The 25,978-nt window shown below is 65.4% G+C and carries 19 protein-coding genes and 1 pseudogene; 12 read left to right on the forward strand and 8 right to left on the reverse strand.

The genetic code is table 11. From position 1 onward, the window contains the following. Nucleotides 1-22 precede the first annotated feature (22 nt). The 5 genes from H4W01_RS18200 to H4W01_RS18220 all read left to right on the forward strand — a co-directional run bounded on the left by H4W01_RS18200 (nt 23) and on the right by H4W01_RS18220 (nt 8,234). Entirely contained in the window at nt 23-949 is a 927-nt protein-coding gene (locus H4W01_RS18200) for an ABC transporter ATP-binding protein (protein ID WP_209612744.1), read from the forward strand. A gap of 96 nt (nt 950-1,045) precedes the next feature. Next, on the forward strand, nt 1,046-2,644 hold the full coding sequence (gene nadB, locus H4W01_RS18205; protein ID WP_209612745.1) for an L-aspartate oxidase: 1,599 nt from the start codon (nt 1,046-1,048) through the stop codon (nt 2,642-2,644). 210 nt (nt 2,645-2,854) lie between these two features. Next, entirely contained in the window at nt 2,855-3,910 is a 1,056-nt protein-coding gene (locus H4W01_RS18210) for a serine hydrolase (RefSeq protein WP_209613444.1), read from the forward strand. A gap of 53 nt (nt 3,911-3,963) precedes the next feature. After that, the gene (gene polA / locus H4W01_RS18215) at nt 3,964-6,717 is read left to right on the forward strand and encodes a DNA polymerase I (RefSeq protein ID WP_209612746.1); all 2,754 of its coding nucleotides are present in this window, start codon (nt 3,964-3,966) and stop codon (nt 6,715-6,717) included. Beyond that, nucleotides 6,714-8,234 carry an oligosaccharide flippase family protein gene (locus tag H4W01_RS18220; RefSeq protein ID WP_209612747.1) on the forward strand — a complete coding sequence of 507 codons (1,521 nt, stop codon included), beginning with the start codon at nt 6,714-6,716 and terminating at the stop codon, nt 8,232-8,234. Before polA ends, H4W01_RS18220 begins: the two co-directional genes overlap by 4 nt. 27 nt (nt 8,235-8,261) lie before the next feature. Here H4W01_RS18220 and purH read toward each other — a convergent pair whose 3' ends face one another. The 4 genes from purH to H4W01_RS18240 form a co-directional block, all read right to left on the reverse strand. Further along, complete coding sequence (gene purH / locus H4W01_RS18225) at nt 8,262-9,827, reverse strand: bifunctional phosphoribosylaminoimidazolecarboxamide formyltransferase/IMP cyclohydrolase (RefSeq protein WP_209612748.1); 1,566 nt, start codon at nt 9,825-9,827, stop codon at nt 8,262-8,264. Between the two features lie 67 nt (nt 9,828-9,894). Further along, nucleotides 9,895-11,655 (reverse strand): heparinase II/III family protein, encoded by a 1,761-nt coding sequence (locus H4W01_RS18230; protein ID WP_334685339.1) that lies wholly within the window; start codon nt 11,653-11,655, stop codon nt 9,895-9,897. Further along, nucleotides 11,656-12,318, reverse strand: a complete 663-nt coding sequence (rpe, locus tag H4W01_RS18235; RefSeq protein WP_209612749.1) for a ribulose-phosphate 3-epimerase — start codon at nt 12,316-12,318, stop codon at nt 11,656-11,658. Nucleotides 12,319-12,364: 46 nt separating this feature from the next. Then, the gene (locus H4W01_RS18240) at nt 12,365-13,639 is read right to left on the reverse strand and encodes an RsmB/NOP family class I SAM-dependent RNA methyltransferase (protein ID WP_209613446.1); all 1,275 of its coding nucleotides are present in this window, start codon (nt 13,637-13,639) and stop codon (nt 12,365-12,367) included. 125 nt (nt 13,640-13,764) lie between these two features. Between H4W01_RS18240 and H4W01_RS18245 the strand changes: the two genes are divergently transcribed. Next, nucleotides 13,765-13,944 (forward strand): DUF1674 domain-containing protein, encoded by a 180-nt coding sequence (locus H4W01_RS18245; protein WP_102642612.1) that lies wholly within the window; start codon nt 13,765-13,767, stop codon nt 13,942-13,944. A 146-nt stretch (nt 13,945-14,090) separates the two neighbouring features. On the opposite strand, the gene H4W01_RS18250 is transcribed toward H4W01_RS18245, so the two are convergent. Both H4W01_RS18250 and tsaD read right to left on the reverse strand, forming a co-directional pair. Next, nucleotides 14,091-15,062, reverse strand: coding sequence for an NAD(P)H-dependent glycerol-3-phosphate dehydrogenase (locus tag H4W01_RS18250; RefSeq protein WP_209612750.1), 972 nt, complete (start codon nt 15,060-15,062; stop codon nt 14,091-14,093). After that, the gene (tsaD, locus tag H4W01_RS18255) at nt 15,059-16,090 is read right to left on the reverse strand and encodes a tRNA (adenosine(37)-N6)-threonylcarbamoyltransferase complex transferase subunit TsaD (protein ID WP_209612751.1); all 1,032 of its coding nucleotides are present in this window, start codon (nt 16,088-16,090) and stop codon (nt 15,059-15,061) included. The genes H4W01_RS18250 and tsaD overlap by 4 nt, the downstream gene beginning before the upstream one ends. Nucleotides 16,091-16,158: 68 nt before the next feature. Between tsaD and hemC the strand changes: the two genes are divergently transcribed. The 3 genes from hemC to H4W01_RS18270 all read left to right on the forward strand — a co-directional run bounded on the left by hemC (nt 16,159) and on the right by H4W01_RS18270 (nt 18,840). After that, the gene (gene hemC, locus H4W01_RS18260; protein ID WP_209612752.1) at nt 16,159-17,094 is read left to right on the forward strand and encodes a hydroxymethylbilane synthase; all 936 of its coding nucleotides are present in this window, start codon (nt 16,159-16,161) and stop codon (nt 17,092-17,094) included. After that, nucleotides 17,091-17,762 (forward strand): uroporphyrinogen-III synthase, encoded by a 672-nt coding sequence (locus H4W01_RS18265; protein ID WP_209612753.1) that lies wholly within the window; start codon nt 17,091-17,093, stop codon nt 17,760-17,762. Before hemC ends, H4W01_RS18265 begins: the two co-directional genes overlap by 4 nt. Before the next feature lie 142 nt (nt 17,763-17,904). Next, entirely contained in the window at nt 17,905-18,840 is a 936-nt protein-coding gene (locus H4W01_RS18270; RefSeq protein ID WP_334685340.1) for a hypothetical protein, read from the forward strand. Here H4W01_RS18270 and H4W01_RS18275 read toward each other — a convergent pair. After that, nucleotides 18,837-19,634 (reverse strand): annotated as a pseudogene (locus H4W01_RS18275) (DUF72 domain-containing protein). The gene H4W01_RS18270 and the pseudogene H4W01_RS18275 overlap by 4 nt on opposite strands. Nucleotides 19,635-19,939: 305 nt before the next feature. On the opposite strand from H4W01_RS18275, the gene H4W01_RS18280 reads away from it, so the two are divergent. Continuing rightward, entirely contained in the window at nt 19,940-21,238 is a 1,299-nt protein-coding gene (locus H4W01_RS18280) for a tyrosine-type recombinase/integrase (RefSeq protein WP_209612755.1), read from the forward strand. A gap of 156 nt (nt 21,239-21,394) precedes the next feature. Continuing rightward, nucleotides 21,395-21,559 (forward strand): hypothetical protein, encoded by a 165-nt coding sequence (locus H4W01_RS18285; RefSeq protein ID WP_209612756.1) that lies wholly within the window; start codon nt 21,395-21,397, stop codon nt 21,557-21,559. A 185-nt stretch (nt 21,560-21,744) separates the two neighbouring features. On the opposite strand, the gene H4W01_RS18290 is transcribed toward H4W01_RS18285, so the two are convergent. Continuing rightward, a complete protein-coding gene (locus tag H4W01_RS18290; protein ID WP_209612757.1) occupies nt 21,745-22,917 on the reverse strand; it encodes a zinc-dependent alcohol dehydrogenase in 1,173 nt (390 codons plus the stop codon). Nucleotides 22,918-24,568: 1,651 nt separating this feature from the next. Between H4W01_RS18290 and H4W01_RS18295 the strand changes: the two genes are divergently transcribed. Further along, nucleotides 24,569-25,954, forward strand: a complete 1,386-nt coding sequence (locus tag H4W01_RS18295) for a M20/M25/M40 family metallo-hydrolase (RefSeq protein WP_209612758.1) — start codon at nt 24,569-24,571, stop codon at nt 25,952-25,954. Nucleotides 25,955-25,978 lie beyond the last annotated feature (24 nt).

Genomic DNA, 25,978 nt, shown 5'->3' on the forward strand with positions numbered 1-25,978 from the left:
CCGCGCGCGTAGGGCAGCAGCCATGACCGAGGCCGCTATCTCCATCGCGAACCTGTGTAAGACGTACAAAGGCGGCAAGCGCGCGCTCGACGGCGTCAGCTTCGATGTGCCGCGCGGGCAGATTTTCGGCCTGCTCGGCCCCAATGGCGCGGGCAAATCGACGCTGATCAACATCCTGGCGGGGCTGGTCAACAAAACCAGCGGCAGCGCGTCGATCTGGGGCTTCGACATCGATCAGCACCCGCGCAACGCCAAGGTTTCGATCGGCATCGTCAATCAGGAAATCCTGTTCGACCCGTTCTTCTCCCCCTTCGAGACGCTGGAGATTCAGGCCGGGCTGTACGGCGTGCCCAAGGCCAAGCGGCGTTCGATGGAATTGCTGCGCGCGGTGCATCTGGAGGACAAGGCCAATGCCTATGCCCGCACGCTGTCGGGCGGGATGAAGCGCCGATTGATGGTCGCCAAGGCCATGGTGCATTCTCCGCCCGTGCTGGTGCTGGACGAGCCCACGGCGGGCGTCGACATCGAATTGCGCCAGCAGCTTTGGGCCTATGTCCGCTCGCTCAACGATGCGGGAATCACAGTGGTGCTGACGACGCATTATCTCGAGGAAGCCGAACAATTGTGCGACCGCATCGCGATCATCAACCATGGCAAGGTGATCGCCAACGAACCGACGCGCGAACTGCTCGCCAAGGCGACCGAGAAACTGGTCGAGGTGACCGTCGACCGCGATGTGGCCGCGCTGCCAACGGCGGCGTGTTTCCAGAAGATCGCGCTCAAAGGCACGCGCACGCTCGCCATCACTTATGCCAAGGATCAGGTGAATGCCGGCCAGGTGCTCGCCGCGGTGCAGGCCGATGGTTACGGCATCGTCGACGTCTCGACGCGCGAAGCCGATCTGGAGGACGTGTTCCTAAACCTCACCCGGGCATCGAACGCCGCCTAATCCGCTTGTCTTCCCGTTCGGTTCGAGCGTAGTCGAGAACCCTGCGGGCCGCCGCGACAGGTGTCTCGACTGCGCTCGACACGAACGGATTCGCTTTTGCCCCAGACCAACACTTCGGACGTGCTCATCATCGGCTCGGGTGCCGCCGGGCTCACCGCCGCGCTCAACCTCGCCGATCGTTTCAAGGTCACCGTGCTCGCCAAAGGGCGGCTCGACGAGGGCTCGACCGCCTGGGCACAAGGCGGCATCGCCGCTGTGCTCGAGGAAGGCGACACCTTCGAAAGCCATATCGAAGATACGATGATCGCGGGCGCGGGGCTGAACAACCGTGCGACCGTCGAAATGGTGGTCGAACGCGCGCCCGCCGCGATCGCGCGGCTACGCGAACTGGGCGTCCCCTTTGCCACCGAAAGCGAAGAAAATGGCGGCGCGCTGCATTTGACGCGCGAGGGCGGCCATTCGCACCGCCGCATCGTCCATGTTGCCGACGCGACCGGCTGGGCGGTGCAGGAGGCGCTGCAACGCGCCGCGACCGACCATCCCAATATCACGCTCGTCCCCGACATGGTCGCGATCGACCTTGCCACCAGTCGGCATGAGGAGCGCTATTCGGGCGCGGGCCATGTGTGGGGCGTCTATGCCGTCAACCGCGCGACCGGTCGGGTCGAACTGTACACCGCGCGCGCAACGATACTTGCAACAGGCGGCGCGGGGCGCACCTATCTGTTTTCGACGGCGCCGCGTGGCGCGACCGGAGACGGCATCGCCATGGCGTGGCGCGCGGGGTGTCGTGTTTCCAACATGGAGATGATGCAGTTCCACCCGACCTGCCTCTACAATCTCGACGTCAAGAATTTCCTGATTACCGAGGCGGTGCGCGGCGAGGGCGGGCAATTGCTGCTGCCCGACAATGGCTATCGCTTCATGCCCGATTTCGACCCGCGCGCCGAGCTCGCCCCGCGCGACATCGTTGCACGCGCGATCGACCATGAGATCAAGCGGCTGGGGCTCGATTACGTCCATCTCGACATCAGCCATATGGGGCCGGACTTCATCCACGAGCATTTCCCCAACATCCAGGAAAAGCTGCTCGGCCTGGGCATCGACATGACGCGCGACCCGATTCCGGTGGTGCCCGCGCAGCATTATACCTGTGGCGGCATCGTGATCGATCTCGACGGCCGCACCGACCTGCCCGGCCTCTATGCCGCAGGCGAATGCAGCGAGAGCGGGCTGCACGGGGCCAACCGCCTTGCCTCGAACAGCCTGCTCGAATGTTTCGTGTTCGGCGAAGCCTGCGCGCAGCATATCAGCGAGCATTGGGACGATCTGCCCCCGCCGCCGGCGATCCGCCCATGGGACGAAAGCCGCGTCGAGGATTCGGACGAGGAAGTCGTCATCAAGCAGAACTGGACCGAAATTCGCCGCTTCATGTGGAATTATGTCGGCATCGTGCGCACCACCAAGCGGCTGGAGCGGGCGCAGCACCGCATCCGCATGCTGACCGACGAGGTCAACGATTATTACGGCCACTTCCGCGTCACGCCCGACCTGATCGAGCTGCGCAACCTGCTGCAGACGGCCGAGCTGATCGTGCGTTCGGCACTGCACCGCAAGGAATCGCGCGGGCTGCATTACACGCTCGATTATCCCGAGATGCTGCCGGAAGCGCTCGACACCATTTTGGTGCCGTGAAATCAACGGCCTGACCGGTTCCCGCCGAACGCTCGTCTCATCCTGTGACACAGGCGATTCATCGCACGGTTGCCGCGAAAGGATTCCTCAACCCTATTGTTGCCCTATCATGGGGTTTGGGGCTCGGGTGAGAGGGTCTTCTCGGGACATTGGGGCCAGTAAACGGTGACGCGCATTCTTCCGTATCGATTCCCAAAACCGGCGGCGGCGATGCTATTGACCGCTGCTCTGTGCGCCTGCGGTCACGATGCCAACGTCCATGTCGCGCGCCTGGCCGCTCCGCCCGTTCCGGTCGCGGTGCCAAGCCCCGTCGCCGCCGCCCCTGCCCCGCGCCCGGTCGCGCCGCCGTCCGCGCTTGTCGCCAATGTCGCGGCGCTGGTGCGCGCCTTTGATGGGCGGGTTGGCGTGGCGGTGCGCAGCATTGAGGAAGGCTGGGCGGTCGACACTGGCGGCGACCAGCGCCTGCCACAGCAAAGCGTAAGCAAATTGTGGGTCGCCATGACCGTGCTCGATTTCCGCGATGCCGGGCGTTTGAAACTCGAAGATCCGATCACGCTGACACGCGACGACCTTACCGTCTTCCATCAACCGATCGCCGCGCTGATCAAGGGCGAACAGGGCTATCAGACCACCGTCGGCGAATTGTTGCAGCGCGCGCTGACGATGAGCGACAACACCGCCAATGATCGGCTGTTGCGCTATGTCGGCGGGCCCAATGCGGTGCGCGATTTCCTGCAGCGCAAGCGGCTGGGCGACATTCGCTTCGGGCCGGGCGAGCGGTTGTTGCAAAGCCAGACCGCAGGCCTGGTGTGGAAACCCGATTTCGCCTTCGGCAACGCCTTTGCGCTTGCCCGCGCGCGCCTGCCACGCCCCGACCGTATCGCAGCGTATGAACGCTATGTCGCCGATCCGCCCGACGGTGCCGCCCCGCGCGCCATTGCCGAGGCGCTGGCGCGGCTCAAGCGCGGCGACCTGTTGTCGCGCAGTTCGACCGAATATCTGCTGACCACGATGGAATCCTCGCACACTGGCAAGCAGCGCCTGCGCGGCGCGGTGCCCGCCGGGTGGACCTTCGGCCACAAGACCGGCACCGGCCAGGATCTCGCCGGACGCACCGCCGGCTATAATGATGTCGGCCTGCTGATTGCGCCTGATGGCCGCAGCTATGCGATTGCGGTGATGATCGGCGATACGCTCAAGCCGATTCCCGCCCGCCAGGCGCTGATGCAGGCGGTGGTGGCGAGCGTCGTCGCCAATCACGGATAGCCGAGACGAAAGCGGGGCTTTGTCCTCGTCGAAGCTTGGGCTATCCCCCCGCAATGCCGCATCTCTATCTTGTCGATGGCTCGGGGTACATTTTCCGCGCCTATCACCGTCTCCCCCCGCTCACCAACATTCATGGCGAGCCGGTCGGTGCCGTTTATGGCTATACCACGATGCTGTGGAAACTGGCCGATGAACTGCACAAGGCCGATGGCCCAACGCACATGGCGGTCATCCTCGACAAATCGAGCAAGACCTTCCGCAACGACCTTTACGATCAATATAAGGCGCACCGCCCGCCCGCGCCCGAGGATCTCGTCCCGCAATTCCCGATGATTCGCGATGCGACGCGCGCCTTTTCGCTGCCGTGCATCGAGACCGAGGGGCTGGAGGCCGATGACATCATCGCCTGCTACGCCAAGGCCGCGCTCGCGCAAGGCTGGGCGGTGACGATCGTCTCGGCCGACAAGGACCTGATGCAATTGATCGAGCCAGGCCTCGATCTCTACGACACGATGAACAACCGCCGCCTCGGTGCCGAGCATGTTCGCGAGAAGTTCGGCGTCGAACCCGCGCAATTGGGCGACGTGCTCGCTTTGATGGGCGATAGCGTCGATAACGTCCCCGGCGTCACCGGCGTTGGACCCAAGACCGCCTCCAAGCTGATTGCCGAACATGGCGATCTCGAGGGTGTGCTCGCCGCCGCGCCGACGATGAAACCGGGCAAGTTGCGCGACAATCTGATCGCGCAGGCCGACAATGCGCGGCTGTCCAAGGTGCTGGTGACGCTCAAATGCGACGAACCGCTGCCGCAGCCGCTCGATGAACTGGAATTGCAGGGCATCCCCGATGCGCCCTTGCGCGCCTTCCTGGAGCATCACGGCTTCAAGTCGCTGATCGCCAAATTGTCGGCAGTGGCCGATGCCCCTGTCGCCGCGCCGAAAGCGGTGCCGACCGAGCAGGACCCGCCGTGCGAGCATGATTCGTACGAAACCGTGGTCGATGAGGCCGCGCTCGATCGCTGGATCACCATCGCGCGCCACCAGGGCTGGATCGCGATCGACACCGAAACCACCGGGATCGACGCGACCCGCGCCGAACTGGTCGGAATCAGCATGGCGCTGCATCCCAATCTCGCGTGCTACGTACCTCTCGCGCATGGCGGAAGCGGACTCTTTGCGGAAAAACCGGTGCAGTTGACCGCAGAGGTGGCGCTGGCCAAGCTCAAGCCGCTGTTCGAGGATCCGGGCGTGCTCAAGATCGGGCACAATCTGAAATACGATATGATCGTGCTCGGGCGTCTGGGCATCGATGTCGCGCCTTTCGACGACACGATCCTGATGAGCTTCGATCTCGATGCCGGGCTGCATGGCCACGGCATGGACGAACTCGCCGCGACGCATCTCTCGCATAGCTGCATCGCCTTCAAGGATGTGGTCGGCGTCGGCAAGTCGCAGCGCACCTTCAACGAAATCGATCTCGATGCGGCGACGCGCTATGCCGCCGAGGATGCCGATGTGACACTGCGTCTGTGGCGGCGGTTCAAGCCGCGCTTGCCCGCTGAGGGCGCAACGCGTGTGTATGAAATGGTCGACCGGCCGCTGGTGCCCGTCATCGCGCAGATGGAACGCCACGGCATCAAGGTCGATCGCGAGCGCCTCGCGCAATTGTCGGGCGAGTTTTCCGGGCAGATCGGCGCGCTCGAAGTCGAGATCCACGCGCTCGCCGGTGGCCCCTTCACGATCGGCAGCCCCAAGCAATTGGGCGACGTGCTGTTCGAACGCATGGGCATCAAGGGTGGCCGCAAGGGCAAATCCGGCGTCTATTCGACCGACGTCAACGAACTTGAACGCATCGCCGCCGACCGCGATTCGCCGGGCAAGGACATCGCCACCAAGGTGCTCGAATGGCGGCAATTGTCGAAGTTGAAATCGACCTATACCGATGCCCTGCAAGCGCAGATCAACCCGGCGACCGGCCGCGTACACACATCCTATAGCCTGACCGGCGCGCAGACCGGGCGCTTATCCTCGACCGACCCCAATTTGCAGAACATCCCGATCCGCACCGAAATCGGCCGCCAGATCCGCGATGCCTTCGTGGCGGAACCGGGCAATGTGCTGCTCGCCGCCGATTATTCGCAGATCGAGTTGCGGCTTGCCGCGCACATGGCCGACGTGCCGGCACTGCGCGAGGCGTTCGCGAGCGGGGCCGACATTCACAGCATGACCGCGCAGGAATTGTTCGGCGAGGTCAATCGCGACACGCGCGGGCGCGCCAAGACGATCAACTTCGCGATCCTCTACGGCATCAGCCGCTGGGGCCTGGCCGGTCGGCTGGATGTAACGGCGGACGAAGCGCAGGCGATGATCGACCGCTATTTCGATCGCTTCCCCGGCATCCGCAACTATATCGCGCAGACCACCGAGAGCGTGCGCGAAACCGGCTACACCACCACCTTGTTCGGGCGAAAAACCCATTTCCCGCGCATCGCCTCCAAGGTGCAGCATGAGCGCCAGGGGGCCGAACGCGCCGCAATCAACGCCCCGATACAAGGCACCTGCGCCGACATCATCAAGCGCGCGATGGTGCGGATGGGCCCGGCTTTGCTCGAAGCGGGCCTGCCCAATGTGCGGATGCTGCTGCAGGTGCATGACGAATTGGTGTTCGAACTGCCCGAAGGCGATGTCGCCGCCGCCAAGCCGGTGATCGAACGCGTCATGGCTACCGCCGCCGAGCCCGCGGTGACGCTCAGCGTGCCGCTCGGCATCGAGATCGGCACCGGGCTCAGCTGGGGAGCCGCGCATTGAGCGCTGTGGCAAGCGCGACCGGCGGGCGAACCACGGAAGAAATCGACGCGCTGGCCAAGGGCGGCCGCACCAACATCATCGGTTTCATGATGCGGCTGGTAGCGCGGCTGCCGTTCCTGTTCATCGCCGGGCGACTCTACGGCCCGGATACGCTCGGCACCTTCGCGCGCGCGGTGTTGTTCGTCGAAGTCGCGGCCTTGCTCGCGACCTTCGGACTCAAGCGCGGGCTGGCGCAAGCCATTGCCGAAGCGGACGAGCGACCGCACGTCCAGATCGTGTGGGATTGCCTGGTCGTCGCCGCGATCGCGTCGGGCCTCGCCAGCGCAGCGCTGATGCTGGTGCCCGAGCTGATGTACCACGGCAGCAGCCCCACTTTGCTCGAACGTCTGCTACCCTGCATCATCGTCGCCAGCGCCTGGTCCGACATTATGCTCGCCGCGCTCGCTTATCGCCGCGACGTGCAGGCGACGGTTACCGCGCGCGCGGTGATCGAACCGTGGACGATCTCGATCGCGGCGGGCGTGCTGTACCCCATCGCGCGGCATGATGGGCTGGTCATCGCCTATATGCTGTCGATGATCGCGGCGCTGGTCGCGTCGCTGGTCCCGTTCGTGCGCAGTTATGGCCGCCCGCATGGCTGGCGGCTGCACCCGGCACGCACGATCGCGCTGATCCGCCGCAATGCCCCGCTTGCTGGGGCCGATGCGCTGGAATGGGGCACGCGCAATGTCGATCGCTCGATCCTGTTCCTGATGTTCGAGCCGCGCATCGTCGGCATTTACTGGATGGCACAGCAAGTCGCCTCGATTCCGGGCAAGCTGAAGACGAGCTTTGACCCGATCCTGGGGCCGGTGATCACCTCCAGCCTCGCGCGCGGCGACACCGCCGGGGTGGCGAGCCAGGTGCGCCAGGTCGGTTTCTGGATTTTGGCCGCACAAACCGGGCTCGCCTTGATGGGCTCGATCCCCGGCGAAGCGGTGATGGGAACGGTCGGGCCACAATTTGTCGCGGGCACGGCGGCACTGGCGTTTTTGCTGATGGCCGAAGCGGCGGCATCGACCGGAGCGGTGTGCGAATCCGCCTTGGTCTATATCGCGCGGCTGCAGAACATGGCGATTTCGATCGGGATGCTGCTGTTTCAGGTCGGGCTCAGCTTTGCGCTGATCTTCGGCATGCAAGCGCTTGGCTGGCCACTCGCCTATCAGGCGGCAGGCCCGGCCGTGGCGCTGTTCCTGTCGGTCTCGCTGACCTCGATCATCAAATCCAACTATCTCGCCCGCCTGCTGCGGGCACGCGTGGCCGGATGGCGCTGGCCGATGGCATGGGCGGTCGCGGCCGCGGGGCTGGTCGGCGCGGCCTTCACTTCGCTGCCGCATCGCTTCGAATGGGCGGAATTGCTGATCGGCGAACCGGCGATCGCGGGGGTCTATATCTTCGTTCTGTACCGCTGGGCGTTCGGCGCCGAGGACCGTGCCCTGTTCCGGCGGATGCCGGGCGGCGAGGCGGTCGTGGGCTGACCCCCACGCCGCCTCGCCTCTCGTCTCTCAGTGGCGGAAGTGGCGCACGCCCGTGAACACCATCGCCAGCCCCGCCGCATCGGCGGCCGCGATCACTTCATCGTCGCGGATCGATCCGCCTGGCTGGATCACCGCCGTAGCCCCGGCCTCGACCGCCGCCAGCAGGCCATCGGCGAACGGGAAGAAGGCGTCCGAGGCGACTGCCGATCCGATCGTGCGCGGCGTCGCCCAACCTGCCTTGTCGGCGGCGTCCTTCGCCTTCCACGCCGCGATGCGGGCGGATTCGAGCCGATTCATCTGCCCGGCACCAATACCGGCGGTGCTGCCGCCCTTGGCATAGACGATCGCGTTGGACTTGACGTGCTTGGCGATGGTCCAGGCGAAGCGGCAATCGGCCAGTTCCTCGGCGGTCGGCTGGCGCTTGGTGACGACCTGCAGCTCAGGATTGCTGGCGCCGTCGCGCGTCTGCACCAACCAGCCGCCGGTGATCGCTTTGGCGAGCAGCCCGGGGCGCGCCGGGTTGGGCAATTCGCCGGTCAGCAGCAGGCGCAAATTCTTCTTGGCGGCGAAGATCGCCAGCGCTTCTTCATCGGCGTCGGGCGCAACCACCACTTCGGTGAAAATCCCCGAAATCGCGCGCGCCGTCGCCCCGTCAAGCGCACGGTTGAGGGCGATGATTCCGCCGAATGCAGATACCGTGTCGCACGAAAACGCGGCGGCATAGGCTTCTTCCAAGGTCGCGCCGGTCGCGACCCCGCAGGGGTTGGCGTGCTTGACGATGACGCAGGTCGGCGCGGCCTCGCGGAATTCGCTGACCAGGTCGAGCGCAGCATCGGCGTCGTTCAGATTGTTGTAGCTCAGCTCCTTGCCCTGCACCTGGCGCGCCTGGCCAATGCCGCGTGCGTGCGGGCCGCTGGCGGTGTAAAAGGCCGCCGACTGGTGCGGGTTCTCGCCATAGCGCAGGGCCTGCCCGCGCTTGAGCGTCAAGGGCAGCGTCTCGGGGAAGCGTTCGCCCTGATCGGCAAAGGCGAACCACTGCGCGATCATCCCGTCATAGGCGGCGGTCGCCGCATAGGCCTTGGCGGCAAAACGGCGGCGGTCGGCAAGCGTAGTGCTGCCTTGCGCGACCACCGCATAATCCGCCGGATCGGTGACGATCGCGACAAAGGCGTGGTTCTTCGCGGCCGACCGCACCATCGACGGGCCACCAATGTCGATATTCTCGATGATCTCGTCGCGCTCGGCACCCTTGGCGACGGTGGCCTCGAACGGATAGAGATTGACGACGACGAGATCGATCGCGCCGATGCCATGTTCCTCCATCGACGCGACATGCGCGGCATCGTCGCGCACCGCGAGCAGCCCGCCATGCACCACCGGATGCAGCGTCTTGACGCGGCCATCCATCATTTCGGGGAAGCCGGTCAGGTCCGAAATGTCGCGCACGCTCAACCCCGCTTCGCGCAGCGCCTTGCCAGTGCCGCCGGTCGAGACGAGTTCGACCCCGGCTTCGGCCAGCGAACGGGCGAGATCAACGATACCGGTCTTGTCGGACACCGACAGCAGCGCGCGGCGAATGGGGATGGTGGTCATGGGGTGCTCCAGGGGATGGCTTTGCGCGTCCCTGCCCGCTCGCCTGCGAAGATTCAACCGGTGCGGTTTATCCCGCGCGCTTGAAAGCCCAGCTCACACTCGCCCCACCTGCGGGCGATTCGCCAGTGATGACGAGTTGCATCGTCGCATGCGGGCGGCCATCGGCATCGATCCACACGCTTTCCTCGACCGCCAGCGTGCCGCCGCGACAGCGGAACTGCCACAACCCGCCCCCCGGCAATCGCAACAACGCCGCAAGGCCATCGGCGGTTGGCGACACTTGCACACCCACCCCAAGGTGAAACCGGACGGCAAAACCGGTCGCCGCCAGCTTGCGGCGCTTGGTCGCCGGGAGCAGCATATCTTCGCCCCGTAGCTCGCGGCCATCGCTGGCCAAGATGAGCTGGCGACGATGCAGAAACCCGAAGCGGCGGGCATAACCGTCATGGCTGGCCTCGACGCGGCTCAACCCCTCGCTCTCCTGCCGCGCCAGCTCGACCTCCGACACGCCGCGCCCGAGCGTACCGTCGGCATGGATTGCCGTCGAATTGCTATCGCCGACGATCAGCGTCGAGTGCGCTGCCGTGGTGCGCAACCCCTCGGCCAGCGCTGCCGGAAGCTGCACCACACCGGCGCGCGCGCCACCGCAATTGACGACGAGCCGCTGCGCGCCATCGGACATCTCAAACGCCAGCGTGGATGCGCACCCACCCTCGACCAGCCGCGCAATCGGCGGCGGCGCACCGTCGAGGATCACCACCGTGGCCCCGGCAGCGAGCCGCTGATAGCCCCATTCGCGCGCCTGGCGGAGCGGACGCGTGCGCACGCCCGTTGCCGTGATGATCTGGTCGAGCGCCGGTGCCCCGATCGGCGCGCCGCCTTGCCAACTGCTGACATCGTGATCGCCGTGGCAGACGCCGAGCAAGGCCGGAACCAGCGCTGCGATCGCATTGGCGACGCTCGCCGGCGCTTCGAGCCGCCGCGCAGCATAAACTTCGCGCAAAGCGGTCAACAGCATCAGCAGATCGACCTGTGCGGCGGGCGCACGCGCGACATTGCCGCCATCTTCAAAGATCGACGCCGCCAGCGTCTTGGCGAGCGCAGCTTCGGTGGCACTGCGCCGCACATCGCCGCCCGGGATCAGCAACCCGGCCGCGACCACGCCGCACATCGCCGCAACGCGCGGCGCGCCCGGCGCGGCCTTTTCCGCGCCACGGTCGATATGCCGCGCGCCGCGCGCCAGCGTGTTGAGCACGCGGCTGCGGTAAACAAGATCGGTCGATGACAGGATGAGCGGTGCATGCGCGGTCCACAGCAGGATCCGCCGTCCCCACAGATCGGCGCGCCACGCTGGCTCGCTGACGGTGTCGGCATGGGCATCGAGCCAACGCCGCATCAGCGCCTCCGCAATGGGGATTCCCTGCGCCCGCGTGGCCACGGTCGAGAGATCGCGCAGCCAGGAAAAACCGTGCAGATATTCGGCAAAAGCCTTGGAAAAATCGGGCTTCGCCAAATTGAGCGCCGCGATCGCGCGCGATTCGCCGCGGAAGCTCAGCCGACCGTCGAGCAATGCGTTGCCGCGCCGGGCATCGCCCAAAAAGGGATCGTCCGGGACTGCGATCAGCTTCAGCGGGTGCCGACCTTTCAGCCGCATCCCGTGAATGGGCGTGCGCCAGGTCAGCCGATGAAAGCGTTCGGCCAGACGTTCGGCCAACGACAACCCCTTGTCTCCCCCTTGGCGGATCAACCGCTTGCCCTCGTCGATGCTGTCGCCCTGCACATTGGGGCCAGACTCGATCGGGGCTCCAAGGGAGGACGGGATACCCATCTAGCCGCGCAGGCCCGCGATATTGGCGGCGTAAGCGCCGGGGCCACCGCGGAAAGTCGCCGTCCCCGCGACCAGCGCGTCGGCCCCAGCGGCGATGGCGCGGGGCGCGGTGACAAGGTCGATGCCGCCATCGACCTCCAGATCGACAGCATAGCCGCCCTTGTCGATCATCTTGCGCACCGCCTCGATCTTGCGCAGCGAACTTTCGATGAACGCCTGACCACCAAAGCCGGGGTTGACGCTCATGATCAGCACCAGATCGACCTCTTCCAGCAGATAGTCGAGCGCCTTGGCCGGGGTCTGCGGGGTGAGCACCACGCCGGGCCGCTTGCCCAGGCTGCGAATGTGCTGGAGGCTGCGATGCGTGTGCGGCCCGGCCTCAACATGGATGCTAATCGTATCGGCGCCCGCCTCGGCAAAGGCATCGAGATAGAGATCGACCGGCGCGATCATCAAATGCACGTCGAGCGGCTTGGTGGTGTGCGGACGGATCGCCTTCACCACCGCCGGGCCGATCGAGATATTGGGCACGAAATGCCCGTCCATCACATCGACATGGATCCAGTCGGCGCCCGCAGCATCGATCGCGCGGACTTCCTCGCCCAATTTGGCGAAATCGGCGGACAGGATCGACGGTGCGATGCGGACGGGACGGTAGGTCATAAGGCGTCAGCCTCTAGCACGGCCACACCGACGGGCAAGCAAGGGATTACCCGGCGCGGCGTAGGCGCGCGATGAAAAAGCCATCATTGCCGCCGGGATCGACCATACCGGGAAGCGTGCGCACCCACCCGCCAGGATTGGGCACGATGCCAACCGGCAGTTCGTCCGAAGTCACGGGTACCAGCGCATAGTCGCTGCGCGCCGCGAGAAAGCGCTTCAACTGCGCCTCCCCCTCCGCCGGTTCCAGCGAACAGGTCGCAAAGACCAGCATCCCGCCCGGCTTCACCCAATCGGCGGCGCGGGCGAGCAATTTTGCCTGCAGCGCGGCGAGTTCGGTGATCTGCGACGGGCGGATGCGGTGAAGCACGTCGGGATGACGGCGGAAAATGCCGGTCGCGCTGCACGGCGCATCGAGCAGCACCGCATCGGGGGGTGCCGGCGGCGACCACAACAGCAGATCGGCCGCGATCACCTCTGCGCTCAGATGCGTGCGTTCCAGATTTTCGCGAAGTCGCGCCAGACGACTTTCCGACGAATCGACCGAAGTAACGCTCCAGCCGGCACTTGCGAGCTGCATCGTCTTGCCGCCGGGAGCCGCGCACAGATCAAGCGCGACGCCGGGGCCACGCCCGAGCAAGCGCGCGGGCAGCGACGCGGCGATGTCCTGCACCCACCAGCTTCCCTCCTCGAAACCGGGCAGTTCGGGCACATGCGCCGAGGGCAGGCGCACATGGCCGGGCAGCAGCGAAACGCCCCCCAATGCCTCCGCCATCGCGGTCGTAGTGGCGGGATCGGCCAGCGTCAGGTCGAGCGGCGGTGGTGCAGCCATCGCGCGCTCCGCCGCTTCGATCCCGTCATCGCCCCAGGCCGTGTGCCAGCGAATCGCCACCGGATCGGGCAAAGTCGGCTGCTCGGGAAGCTGGTCGCCACCGCGCATCAATGTGCCGAACACGCCGTGGACAAGCTTGCGCGGGCCGCCATCGACCAGCGGCAGCACGGTCGAAATCGCGGCGTGCGGCGGCGTACCGAGCGACAAGGCCTGGACGAGCGCGATGCGGAGCGCAAAGCGTGCCTTGGCATCATCAGGCAACCGCGTCTTGGTCGCCGAATCGATCAGCGCGTCGAGATCGGGCAAGCGGCGCAGCACCTCCGCCGCGATCGCATGCGCCAGCGCCCGGTCATCGGAACGCTCGATCCCCGCCGTCGCGCGACCGATCGCCGCTTCCAGCGGAACGCCCTGGCGCAACACGGCATCGAGCAGACGCAGCGCCGCACGGCGCGCTGGAACACCGGGCGGATCGACCGGTTCGGGCTTGGGCATGTAGCGGCGGGGCGGCGGAAGGGTCAAAAGCAGGATCTCACATTAGCAGGCGGTGGGTTGAATTGCGCGGAAAGACCGCCGATGTCACGCACTGCACTGTATCGTGCAGCCACAAGGAACCCTCCATGGCCCGCCGCCCGCCGCATGTGAAGCCACCTGCCTATCTCAGCAAGAACCCGCCGCTGCCCACAGCCGAGCCAAAACCAGCGCCCGCCGCGGGGCAAAGCGCGAAGGGCGATCCCGACGGGCTTGATCCCACCCGCTATGGCGATTGGGAGTTGAAGGGTATCGCGATCGACTTTTGATCGCTCGCGGTCCCACGGAAACGCCTTCCCCGGCGAAGGCCGGGGCCAGTTGCGATGCCCCGTATAATCCAGCGCTGTCCTCTCTCAGCGGCGCTCCACCACTGGGCCCCGGCCTCCGCCGGGGAAGGGCAACTGAGACAGGAAGGCTATTCCGGGCGAAGCGGCCGCGCGAGCAATGCGCCGACCACCGCAGCGACATCGCGCCCGTCGAGCAATGCACAGACCGCGTCCACCACCGGCATATCCACGCCCGCTTCGGCTGCCGCCGCCTGCAATACGGGTGCCGTGAACGCACCTTCCGCGACGGTCAGGCGATCGGCGAGCAGATCCGCCGCGCGCTTGCCTTGGCCCAATCCGACCCCAAGCGAGAAATTCCGCGAACTGGTCGACGAACAGGTCAGCACCAGATCGCCCAGACCCGACAAGCCGCTCAGCGTCTCCGCCCGCGCGCCCCGCGCCAGGCCAAAGCGCGTCATCTCGGCAAAGCCCCGCGCAATCAGTGCGGCGCGCGCATTCTGGCCCAGCCCCGCGCCCTCGACCACGCCGCACGCGATCGCGAGCACATTCTTGACCGCGCCGCCAATCTCCGCGCCGATCACATCGGTCGAGGCATAGGGACGGAAGCTCGGGCTGGCGAGCCGGTCGGCCAGCGCCGAGCCAAGTGCTGCATCGCCGCAGGCGAGCGTCACCGCAGTCGGCTGCCCCGCTGCCACTTCATGCGCAAAGGTCGGGCCGGACAGCACCGCAATCGGTGCCTCTGGATAGAGCTGTTGCGCCACCTCGCCGACCAAGAGCTGCGTGCCCGCTTCGATCCCCTTGGCGCACAGCACCAGCGGCGTCGTGCCGACCGGCGTTTCGGCGAGCACTGTGCGGACATGCTGCGCGGGCGCCACCACCAGCAGCGCATCGCACGCCGCCAGATCCGCCAGCGCACCGGTCGCACGAATCGAGCGCGGCAGCGCGATGCCTGCCAGAAAGCGGCTATTCTCGTGCCTCTGGTTGATCGAAGCGACCACTTCCGGCTCGCGCGCCCACAGCAACACAGGATCACCGCTGCGCGCGGCAACCTGTGCCAGCGCGGTGCCCCAGGCCCCGCCGCCAATCACGCCGATCCTCATGCCTTGACCCCCGCGCCGCGCACCGCCTCTGCCCCCGGATCAAGCGGCCAGCGTGGCCTTGCGGCGATGTCGAGCGGGTCGGTCAACCCCGCTGCAAAGCGCTCCGCCCCGGCCCAGCCGATCATCGCGGCATTGTCGGTGCACAGCCACAAGGGCGGCGCGACGAAGCGCAAGCCGTGCGTGTCCGCCAAACCGCTCAGCGCCGTGCGTACCGTCGTGTTCGCGGCCACGCCGCCCGCGACCACCAGCGCGGTCGCAGCGCCAGCGCGGTCGAGCGCGCGAACCGTGCGGTCGAGCAGACAATCGACTACGGCTGCCTGGAAGGAGGCGGCCAGATCCTCGACGCTCCACGTCTTGGCGTCATACGCGCGCACCACCGCGCTCTTTAGGCCCGCAAAGGAGAAATGCGGCTCGGCCGATCCCTTCAGCGGGCGCGGCAACGGCACGATCGGCCGCCCCAATGCAGCCGCCGCCTCCACTGCAGGTCCGCCGGGGAAGCCCAGCCCCAGCACCTTGGCGGTCTTGTCGAACGCTTCGCCTGCGGCATCGTCGATGGTGGTGGCGAGGCGGCTGTACCGCGCAACGCCTTCGACCAGCAACAACTGGCAATGACCGCCCGAGACCAGCAGCAGCAGATAGGGAAAAGCGAGATCGGGATCGGACAGGCGCGGTGACAGCGCATGGCCCTCAAGATGGTTGACCGCGACCAGCGGCTTGCCCGCCGCATGGGCCAGCGCCTTGCCCGTGACCAGCCCGACCATCACGCCGCCGATCAGGCCCGGCCCTGCGGTCGCCGCGACCGCATCGACATCGGCCAGCGTCACCCCGGCATCGTCCAGCGCCGCCTCGACCAAGGGGGCCAGCACTTCGACATGCGCGCGCGCCGCAATTTCCGGCACCACGCCGCCAAACGGGCGGTGCGCCGCCTCCTGCCCCGCCAAGCGGTGGGCGAGAATGCGCCGGTCGGAGGTCACCAGCGCTGCCGCCGTTTCGTCGCAGCTCGATTCAAGGCCAAGGATCAGTGCCATGCACCGCCCGTAGCGTGTTGCGCGGCGCTTGTCGAAATCGGGTCGCTTCGCCACAAAGGGCGCTCGCAATGGAGGGGAAGCGCGTGACCAGCCCACAACTCAAACTCGGCACACGCGGATCGCCGCTCGCGCTGGTGCAGGCCAATATGGTGCGCGACACGCTGTGCCATGCACATGGCTGGACGACCGACGCAGTTGAAATCGTGCCGATCAAGACCACGGGCGACCGCGTGCAGGATGTCGCACTCGCCGAGATCGGCGGCAAGGCGCTTTGGACCAAGGAACTCGACCGCGCGCTGCTATCGGGTGAGATCGATTGCGCGGTCCATTCGATGAAGGATGTCGAGACGATCCGGCCTGCCGCCATCGCTATCGCGGCGATGCTGCCGCGCGCCGATGTGCGCGATCGCCTGATCGGGGCGGACAGCATCGCCGCGCTCCGCCCGAACGCGATCGTCGGCACCAGCTCGCCGCGCCGCGTCGCGCAATTGCGACGGATGCGGCCCGATCTGACGACCGTGCTGTTTCGCGGCAATGTCGATACCCGCCTCGCCAAGGTGGCCGCAGGCGCGGTCGACGCCTCGATGCTCGCGGCAGCGGGGCTCGATCGGCTTGGCCGCCCCGATGTCGGCGTCGGAATCGGAATCGACGTCATGCTGCCCGCCCCCGCGCAGGGCGCTGTCGGGATCGAGGCGCGGGCAAGCGATTCGCGCATGCTCGGCTGGCTCGCCGCGATCGATGATGCGGCGACGCATTGCTGCGTGCTGGTCGAGCGCGCGTTGCTGGCCGCCCTCCAGGCCGATTGTCATTCCCCGGTGGCCGCGCTGGCGACGCGCGACGGCGACACCATTCGCCTGCGTGCCGAATTGTTTGCCGAGGATGGCAGCGCCCATGTCGCGGGCGAAGCAAGCGGCGCGGTTGGCGATGCTGCGCTGGCCGAGCGACTGGCGGCCGATTTGCTGGCGCGGGCCCCCGCTTCGGTACGGCGGCTGTTCGCGGCGTGACCACGCTGACGGTGTTGCGGCCCGAGCCGGGCAATGCCGCCACCATCGCCCGCGCGCAGGCCGCTGGGTTCAAAACCGTGTCGGTCCCGTTGTTCGCGGTCCAGGCACTCGCTTGGGATGTCCCCGATGCCGCGCGATTCGATTCGCTGATCCTAACCAGCGCCAACGCGCTGCGCTTCGGCGGGCCCGGACTGGAGGCGCTGCGGCGGCTCCCCGTCCTGGCGGTCGGGCCGCACACCGCTGCTGCTGCACGCGCGGCGGGTTTTGACGTCATGGCGACGGGTGAGGGCACGGCCGCCGACATCGCTGCGCTCGCCACCGCGCACGGATTTACCACCGCCTTGCACCTGACCGGCCGCGACCGCACGCTGGAGCGCGGCGGGGCGATTGCAGCGGTGGTGCCCGTCTATGAAAGTGCCCCGATCCCGATCGAGGAGACCGCGCTTCGCACGCTCGCCGGAACGACCGCGCTGCTGCATTCGGCGCGCGCGGCGCGGCGGCTGGGGGCTTTGGTCGACGGAACGGGCATGGACCGCGCGACCCTGGGCATCGCGGCGTTCAGTTCGGCAATCGCCACCGCCGCCGGGGATGGGTGGCGCGAGGTCGCGGTCGCAGCGACGCCGGACGACGCCGCGCTCTTCGCCGCGGTGCGCGCGACGAGCCGTTGACCGCCCGCGTCAGCGCCCCGATAAGGCGGCGATGGACGCCACCCCACCTCCCGTCCCTGAAACCGCGCCTGCGCCTTCCGACTCACCTCGGGTAGAGCCGATCGCACCGCGTATCGTTCCCCCCTTCGTGCCACCCCCACGGGTGGCAACGTCGGACGGGCTCGGTTGGCGGCGGGCGATCGCGCTCGGGCTGATCGCGTTCCTGATCGGGGCCAGCGCGACGGCCTTCGTCATCTTGCGTCTCGTCCGCGGCGGCGACACCAAGCCGGTCGCAACGGTCACGCTCCCGGTTGGCAGCAACGGGCAAGCCCCGGTGGTGATCGTACCCAGCAAGACCAATGCCCCGGTCCCGACGATCGACTTGGCCGCTTTGTCCAGCCGCGAGGCCGAATTGGCCGACAAGATCGGTGATCTGGAGGTACGGTCGGGCACGATCGATCGGGACGCACGCCGCGCCTCTGGCTATGCGACCCGGGGCGAGGGGTTGATGGTAGCCTTTGCCGCGCGCCGGGCGCTCGATCGCGGGCTTAATCTCGGTTTTCTCGAGGATCAGTTGCATGAGCGCTTCGGCAACGCCCAGCCTGCTGCCGTTGCCACGATCGTGCAGGCCGCGCGCGAACCCGTAACGCTCGAAGATCTCCGCATCGGCCTGGACGGGGTTGCGCCCGAGCTGATGACGGGGGCGGCCAGCACGGGCTGGTGGCAAAGCCTGACCCGCGAACTAAGCAATCTGGTCGTGGTGCGCAAAGCGGGGACGCCGTCGCCCTTGCCAGTCGACCGCGTGGCACGGGCGCGGCGATTGCTCGATGCTGGGCAAGTCGAGGCGGCCTTGGCCGAAGTTTCGCGCACGCCTGGTGCGCCCCGCGCCGAACGTTGGACGAGCGCGGCACGACGCTACATCGCAGCACGACGCGCGCTCGATACGATCGAAAGCGCCGCCCTTTTTGCCCCCGGGGTCAACGCCGCACCCGCTGCCATCGTCGCACCCGCCCCAACAGTACCGGCTGCGCAGGGCGTGTCGGCACCAGCGGGTGCCGCGCCACAACCGACACCACAGCCCACAGTTCAGGCGCGCTAGCCGCCAATCCGTTCGATCAGCGCCATCGCTCCGGCGGGCGCACGGACCTTCGCCCCGTTGATGAAGAACACGAAGGTCTCGCGCGGCACCACCGGCGCGGGTTCGGCGAGACGCGGGAGGTGATCGGGCGCTTCGCCCCGCGCCCACCCGCGCGCCGCCTCGGCCCAGCGGTCGAGCGCTGCCGGAGCATAGCCGGTCGGTTCCTCCTCAACCGCAGCTTCGAGCCGGGCATAGACGAAATCCCCGCTGACATCGGCGATCGCCGGATAGTCCGCCGAATCGGCATAGACAATCGCCACACCGGCGGCGCGCGCCAGCGCGACGAATTCGGGGACCTGGAAACTGGCGTGGCGAACCTGCACCGCGTGACGAAGCGCAACGCCGTCCTGATGCGCCGGCAGCAGCTTCAGAAACGCCCCGAAATTGTCGGGATCAAACGCCTTCGTCGCCATGAATTGCCACAAGATCGGCCCCAGCCGGTCGCCCAGCTCGACAATCCCCTGCCCCGTGAAGCGCGCGATCGATTCGCCAGCCTCGGCCAGGACCTTGCGATTGGTGCAGTAGCGCGAGGCTTTGAGCGCAAAGACAAAGCCGTCCGGCACGGTCTTCGCCCAGGATGCGAAGGTCGCGGGCTTTTGCGAGGAATAATAGGTTCCGTTGACCTAGATCGCGGTCAACCGCGCCGCCGCATATTCGAGTTCGCGCTTGATCGGCCATTTCTCGGGGAAGAACACTCCGCGCCACGGCTCATAGGTCCAGCCGCCAATGCCGATTCGGATTTTGCCTGTGGTCATAGCCGCGACGCTAACCCAGACACGCAGCGCGTGCCACCGCCACGATGGCACCGTCGTCTAAGATTTCCGAGGAAGGAAATCGCTGGAGCGGGCGAAGGGATTCGAACCCTCGACCCCAACCTTGGCAAAGTTACTAAAGCCCTTTTTCTAGGCTACGCCAGAGGTCGCTGGTCTACGATGTAAACTACTGATCTAAAAGTAGTATTACTCAAAAATCTACGCTATGGTGTCCGGGACCGGACCTGCGATTTCCGGCGTCGGTGATGACCAGGTGTTGACCAAAATCTCCAAGGTTGGGGTGGCGAATGGCTAAGGGAAAACAGCTTCGACTGACCAAACGCGTCGTTGACGCGGCCGAGCCAAGTGAAAGCCGCTATGTCGTTTGGGACAGCGAGTTGAGTGGATTTGGAATCCGTATCGAGGTGAGCGGAGCTAAGGCATTCGTCATTCGCTACCGCGCTGCAGGAGGCGGGAGGACCGCTCCCCAGCGGTTGGTCACCGTTGGAAAGTTCGGAAACCTGACGGTCGATGAAGCTCGCAAACAGGCAAAAGTGCTTTTAGGCGGCGTGGCTGTCGGTGAGGATCCCGGCGACGAGCGCCGCACGAAGCGCACGGAAATGAAGATGAACGGCCTCATCGATCTCTATGAAGAAGACGGCTGCTACATTCAGCGTGGGAAGCGCCAGGGCGAGCCCATGAAGGAGCGGACCAAGACCTATACGATTGCGCGACTTCGGCACCATGTCGTCCCGCTGCTAGGCCACAAGCGTGTAACCGAGGTTGGCATTCCGGAGATCGAGCGCTTCTTCCGAGACGTCGCCGCGGGCAAGAGTCGTTCGGACACCAAAATCGGCCCGCGCAGGCGAATTGTTGTCCGCGGCGGCGACGGGGCCGCTCGCAAGGTCTTTCGGGATTTGTCGGCGGTGTTCAGCTTCGCCTGTCGGCATGGGATCGTGCAAAACAACCCTTGTGAAAAAGCCGTTGTGAAAAAGACAGATCATCAGCGAACGCGCTTCCTTACCCTTGACGAGGTCGCGCTACTCGGTGCCGCGTGCGACGCGTTGGAGGCGGAAGGAGTCAATATCAAAGCTCTGACGATCGCGCGGCTTTGGGCCTTGACCGGGTGTCGGCGGCAGGAAATTGCAGAGTTGAAATGGAGCGAGATTGATTTCGAACGCGGGCTTTTAATTTTAGACGATACGAAAACTGGCAAGTCGATACGCCCCTTGGCGGCAGTCGCTCTTGAGATCCTAAAAACCATCGCACCTATCGAGGGCAGCGCATTTGTTTTCCCCGCCGATCGGGGGGAGGGGCATTTCCAGGGCACGAAGACGATATGGCCCAAGATCATCAAAAAAGCCGGTCTCCCTGGCGTTACGCCGCACACTTTGCGGCACACGCTGGGCGCGACCGCGACATCATCAGGAGAAGCGCTCGCGCTTACCGGTGCGATCCTTGGCCACGCTAGCTTACGTTCGACAATGATTTACGCACACGTTCAGCATGACCCATCCCGTAAAGCTGCCGATCGTGTCGGTCGGAAAATTGCTGCCGCGCTGGCAGGAAAACCGCCGCTTGCAGGACGCAACCGTAAGACCGCATGACCTTTCCCGTAAGCGCGGGCATGCGATCCGGCAGCACTTTCGTGGTCAGCAGCGCCTGACAAAGCCTGAAGGAGCTACAGCCATTTTGCGGCATCAGCGTGCCGAGAAGCCAGTTGAATCGTCGCCACCGAGCCAACGGTATCGGCGGGCTATACGGTGGCCTGCCATCTCCCCGGCTACGCAATCGGCTCGTCGACCTTTGCGTTGCGGCCCTATAAAATCATGCCGCGACCGACTCAGCCGACCGCCGAAATCGTTGGCGCCATTGCCCTCACTACCGCCCACCGGCTGCTCGCGGCGATCGACGAAGGGGACCTGTGACGAGATCGACAGATACCGTGGCGGTCCTTGCTTCTGCGACAGCATCGCTGTTTCTGGCGCTCGCGTACACGAGTACGGCTGCCGGTGCCCGCGCGTGACGGCGTGCGTGCGTCCCTTGCGACAAACTCCGTCAACAGGAAGCGCCTCGCACGTGCACGCGCAACACAGGTCGCGTAAAACGCAAATCAAGGCCGCAACACCACCTTGATCACCCCGTCCTCCTTGTCGCGGAACTTCTTGTACATTTCAGGCGCATCCTCGAGGCTCGCCGGGTGCGTCACAACGAAGCTCGGGTCGATGTCGCCCGCCTCGATCCGCGCGAGCAGCGGCGCGGTATAGGCCTGAACGTGGGTCTGGCCGGTCTTGATCGTCAGCCCCTTGTTCATCATCGCGCCGAGCGGCACCTTGTCGCCCATCCCGACATAGACGCCGGGGATCGACACCGTGCCGCCCATCCGGCAGCTCATGATCGCCTCGCGCAGCACATGGATGCGATCGGTGGCGAGGCCGACCGCCGCCTTGGTCTTGTCGAGCACCGCATCGAAGCTGCCATGGCCCGATGCCTCGGCGCCGACCGCGTCGATGCAGCTGTCGGGGCCGCGGCCCTTGGTGCGGAATTGCAGCTCGTCATAGACGTTTTCGGTTTCGCTGAAATCGATCGTCTCGGCGCCGCCGGCCTGCGCCATCAGCAGCCGCTCGGGGACTTCGTCGATCGCGATGACGCGGCCCGCACCCAGCATCAGCGCCGAGCGGATCGCGAACTGGCCGACCGGACCGCAGCCCCAGATCGCGACCGTGTCGCCGGGTTCGATCTGCGCATTCTCGGCGGCCATATAGCCGGTCGGGAAGATGTCGGAGAGGAACAGGGCTTGCTCGTCGGTGACGCTGTCGGGCACCTTGATCGGGCCGATATCGGCCATCGGCACGCGGAGGTATTCGGCCTGGCCGCCGCAATAGCCGCCCAGCATGTGGCTGAAGCCGAACAGGCCGGCGGGCGAATGGCCCATCGCCTTGATCGCCATCTCGGCATTGGGGTTGGTGCGCTCGCACGCCGAGAACAGGCCCTTGCGGCAGAAGAAGCAATCGCCGCAGCTGATCGTGAAGGGGACGACGACGCGGTCGCCGATCTTGAGGTTGGTCACTTCCGAGCCCAGGGCGACGACTTCGCCCATGTTCTCGTGGCCGAGGATGTCGCCGGCCTGCATCGTCGGCTGATAGCCGTCGAGCAGATGGAGGTCCGAGCCGCAGATCGCGCAGGCGGTTACCTTGATGATCGCATCGCGCGGATGCTGAATTTCGGGGTCCTTGACGGTGTCGACGCGGACGTCGCCTTTGCCGTGCCATACCAATGCGCGCATTTCGTGTCTCCGGTCGCTGGATGCTTCCGCCGGGGGTGCGGAAGAGTCTTCATGCGGCCCAACGCGTCGGCGCGCGAAAAAGGCGCGCAAGCCGTTGTTTATCATACTGATCTGAAGCAGGTTCAAAGGGTAGCTTGCGAAGTGCAACATAAGGCAAGCAGATGTTTCTGCCGGAGCAATCTTGCAGAACGCCCGCGCTTCATACCGGGGTAACGGCGACCTGATACGTCATGGATGCCACACGCCGAGTCCCCTGCAGCAAGGACCCAATCCGGACATTTGCGAGGCCGTTTTGCTGCGCAATGTCCGCCATCCGCTCATCTCGACCCAGAGACCGGTCTCAGGGCCAACGGCTTTTCCACAGAAAGGCGATAGTTGGTGGGAGCGGAAACGGCCGATTCGAGGTGATGAGTTAAGGTGAGCGGCCACTCGTAGAGCTCGTGCTATTGGCTGCTATTTGCACAGGGCACGCTTTATTATAAATATGTTTTGAAACGGAGTCGGAGAAACGGGTGGTGGGCTGCTCATCAACATATCATGCGAACGCAGTCGCCGAACGGACAGCTGCAGAAAGAGAGATATTACCGCTACGTCGTCTACAACGCCAACGATCTGCGGAGCGTTGGGAATGCATGGCGCGACAGGCTGAAGAGCTTGAGCGTCATTCGGCGTTGAATGCGGCCAGTCGCAACGAGCAACCACATTATCAGTCGTTCAAATTTCGACAGGGACAGGGCTAGGCCAAAGAGTCTTTGATCACAGCCAGAGATGACCGTGGCGGCGAGCGCGATGGCTGAGAAGAAAACCGTCGAACAGCATATCGGTTTCTTCGGGGAAGATTTATCGTGTTGGCGCAAAACTCTCTGCTTTGGCAAATTACCGATGGTACGCTTGCCACTGTTCCACGGAGTGCGTCACCGCATGGGGTGACCGCGATCGTGGCCTAGTTGGTTAGCGAATAACAAACGGAACGACCAAGAGCCCCCATAGCAACGCCGAAGCCGGGATTGCGATCAGGATACCGTGTGCTCCGAACGGACGGTCGTTGACAGGTTCGGTTTCGAAACCGTGCATATTCGGTTGGCGCAAGTCATCTCTCCAGGCCGTACGACCCGCCGTTACGGGGCATTTGATCGAGACCGCGCCAATTTCAGCCAAAAATCAATACGGAACTGAAACAAATTCAAATTGTCTTCATCGGACGCACAGTGATTTTGATGCGACCGCACCGGGAGCAGCGGGACACGAGCTTGTCTGGTCGCAGGGTCGCTGCGCGCGTGACCCACTTGTGAATCTCAAAACTGCAAAGCATCCGTCCGCCCCATCTCGCCGAACATTATATACCTGATCGACAGCACAGACCGTAGATGCCGCTTCGTCGATATTTGCTTAAGGCGCGATTATCTCTTGGTTTCCGATTTCCCGCGCTTGCCATAATTTGTCAGGCGCTGGTGCAGGGGCCGTCCACGCCATCACGTCACTTCAATGTCGTGTAGAAGAGGCTCGGCTGCGCGATAGAGACGTTGGTGCAAACGCAACAGATGGCCTGCTGCGTTGCAACATTCGCGTCGGAACTGTAGCCTTATCTACGCCGGTTTGACCTGCGCGTTCGAACCCGGACTTCGGGCGCGAAAAGATGGAGAGCCGATCGATGCGAAATGTTCTTTTTGCCGTTGCTGTCACTCTGCTACCGGCACCGGCCGCCGCCCAAACTTCGCCCGATCCCGATCGCCTTAAGGCTGACGTCAATACGTTGGTGAGCTTCGGAACACGTCACACCCTGTCGAATCCGACCGACCCAAAGCGCGGCATCGGTGCGTCGCGTCGCTGGTTTGCGGCCGAGTTGCAGAAGATTGGCAAGCAATGCGGTGACTGCCTCAAGGTCGAACAGATCCAGCGCGTCGTTACCGGCGAGCGTGCCCCAGCCGGCGTCAATGTGGTCGACGTCCTAGGCGTTCAGCCGGGTACCGATCCCACCCGCGTCATCATCGTCCAGGGCCATATCGATAGCCGGGTCACTGACGTGATGAACGCGACCGCCGATGCGCCTGGCGCCAACGATGATGGCTCGGGCACTGCGCTGGTGCTCGAGACCGCGCGGCTGCTCGCGAAAGAGCATTTTGCGGCGACCGTCATCTATGCCGCACTGTCGGGCGAAGAGCAGGGGCTATTGGGCGCCAGGCTGCTCGCCGACACGGCCAGGCAACGCGGTTGGATGGTGACCGCGGTGCTCAACAACGATATCGTCGGCAACACTGTCGGCACCGACGGTTCGGTCGTCGCGGACCGTGTGCGAGTGTTTTCCGAAGGCAACGAAGCCGCCGAACCGATCGAGGCGCAGCTCGCCCGGCGTGCCAGCGGCGGCGAGGACGACAGCCCGTCGCGAGCCCTCGCCAAGGCGATACGTGACATCGCAAAGTCGCTCCCCGGCGGGCTCGAGGTGGTGGCGGTTCGACGTCCCGATCGTTTCGGGCGCGGCGGCGACCATTCGGCCTTTCTGGAGGCAGGCTTTCCCGCCGCGGTGCGTTTCTCGGTCGGTGTCGAGAACTTCGCCGCGCAACATCAGGACCTGCGCCCGGGCTTTGGCGACACGTCCGACAAAATGGACTTTCCCTATCTCGCCAAAGTTACCGCGATCAACGTCGCCACCATCCGCCGCCTGGCCAGCGCGCCGGCCGCGCCGGACACGGTCACGCTTGCTAGCGCCTTTGCGAGCACTGCCTCGGGTGCTGCGACTGCGTCGTTCGGCGATGCCGTGATCGGGACCAAGGTAAACTGGACACCCGTCGCCCGGGCAATCGGCTACCGCATCTACTGGCGACGCGCCGATACGCCCTATTGGACCGATCATGTCGATGTGCGGGGAGGCGCCGCTGCAGAGGCGACGGCCAAGGGTGTGATCGTGGACGATAGCTTCGTTGGCGTCGCTTCGCTCGGTGAAGCAGGCGCAGAAAGCCTCGTGACCTTCGGCGGATTGGCGCCTCGTCGCCGCGCGCCAGCTGCTCCGGCGCCAACGGCCAAACCCTCGGGGCAATAAGGCCGCGGCTCTTCACGCTGGGAG

It is taken from the genome of Sphingomonas sp. PL20 (assembly GCF_017875905.1).
Taxonomy (GTDB): domain Bacteria; phylum Pseudomonadota; class Alphaproteobacteria; order Sphingomonadales; family Sphingomonadaceae; genus Sphingomonas; species Sphingomonas echinoides.

Bases quoted from the DNA above. Each gene is read 5' to 3' on its own strand.
- H4W01_RS18245 (WP_102642612.1), top strand. From the start codon at position 13,765: ATGGCCCGCCGCCCGCCGCATGTGAAGCCACCTGCCTATCTCAGCAAG.
- H4W01_RS18295 (WP_209612758.1), top strand. From the start codon at position 24,569: ATGCGAAATGTTCTTTTTGCCGTTGCTGTCACTCTGCTACCGGCACCG.
- purH (WP_209612748.1), bottom strand. From the start codon at position 9,827: ATGACCACCATCCCCATTCGCCGCGCGCTGCTGTCGGTGTCCGACAAG.
- polA (WP_209612746.1), top strand. From the start codon at position 3,964: ATGCCGCATCTCTATCTTGTCGATGGCTCGGGGTACATTTTCCGCGCC.
- H4W01_RS18200 (WP_209612744.1), top strand. From the start codon at position 23: ATGACCGAGGCCGCTATCTCCATCGCGAACCTGTGTAAGACGTACAAA.
- H4W01_RS18280 (WP_209612755.1), top strand. From the start codon at position 19,940: ATGGCTAAGGGAAAACAGCTTCGACTGACCAAACGCGTCGTTGACGCG.
- rpe (WP_209612749.1), bottom strand. From the start codon at position 12,318: ATGACCTACCGTCCCGTCCGCATCGCACCGTCGATCCTGTCCGCCGAT.
- H4W01_RS18230 (WP_334685339.1), bottom strand. From the start codon at position 11,655: ATGGGTATCCCGTCCTCCCTTGGAGCCCCGATCGAGTCTGGCCCCAAT.
- H4W01_RS18250 (WP_209612750.1), bottom strand. From the start codon at position 15,062: ATGAGGATCGGCGTGATTGGCGGCGGGGCCTGGGGCACCGCGCTGGCA.
- H4W01_RS18290 (WP_209612757.1), bottom strand. From the start codon at position 22,917: ATGCGCGCATTGGTATGGCACGGCAAAGGCGACGTCCGCGTCGACACC.
- H4W01_RS18210 (WP_209613444.1), top strand. From the start codon at position 2,855: ATGCTATTGACCGCTGCTCTGTGCGCCTGCGGTCACGATGCCAACGTC.
- hemC (WP_209612752.1), top strand. From the start codon at position 16,159: ATGGAGGGGAAGCGCGTGACCAGCCCACAACTCAAACTCGGCACACGC.
- tsaD (WP_209612751.1), bottom strand. From the start codon at position 16,090: ATGGCACTGATCCTTGGCCTTGAATCGAGCTGCGACGAAACGGCGGCA.
- H4W01_RS18240 (WP_209613446.1), bottom strand. From the start codon at position 13,639: ATGCCCAAGCCCGAACCGGTCGATCCGCCCGGTGTTCCAGCGCGCCGT.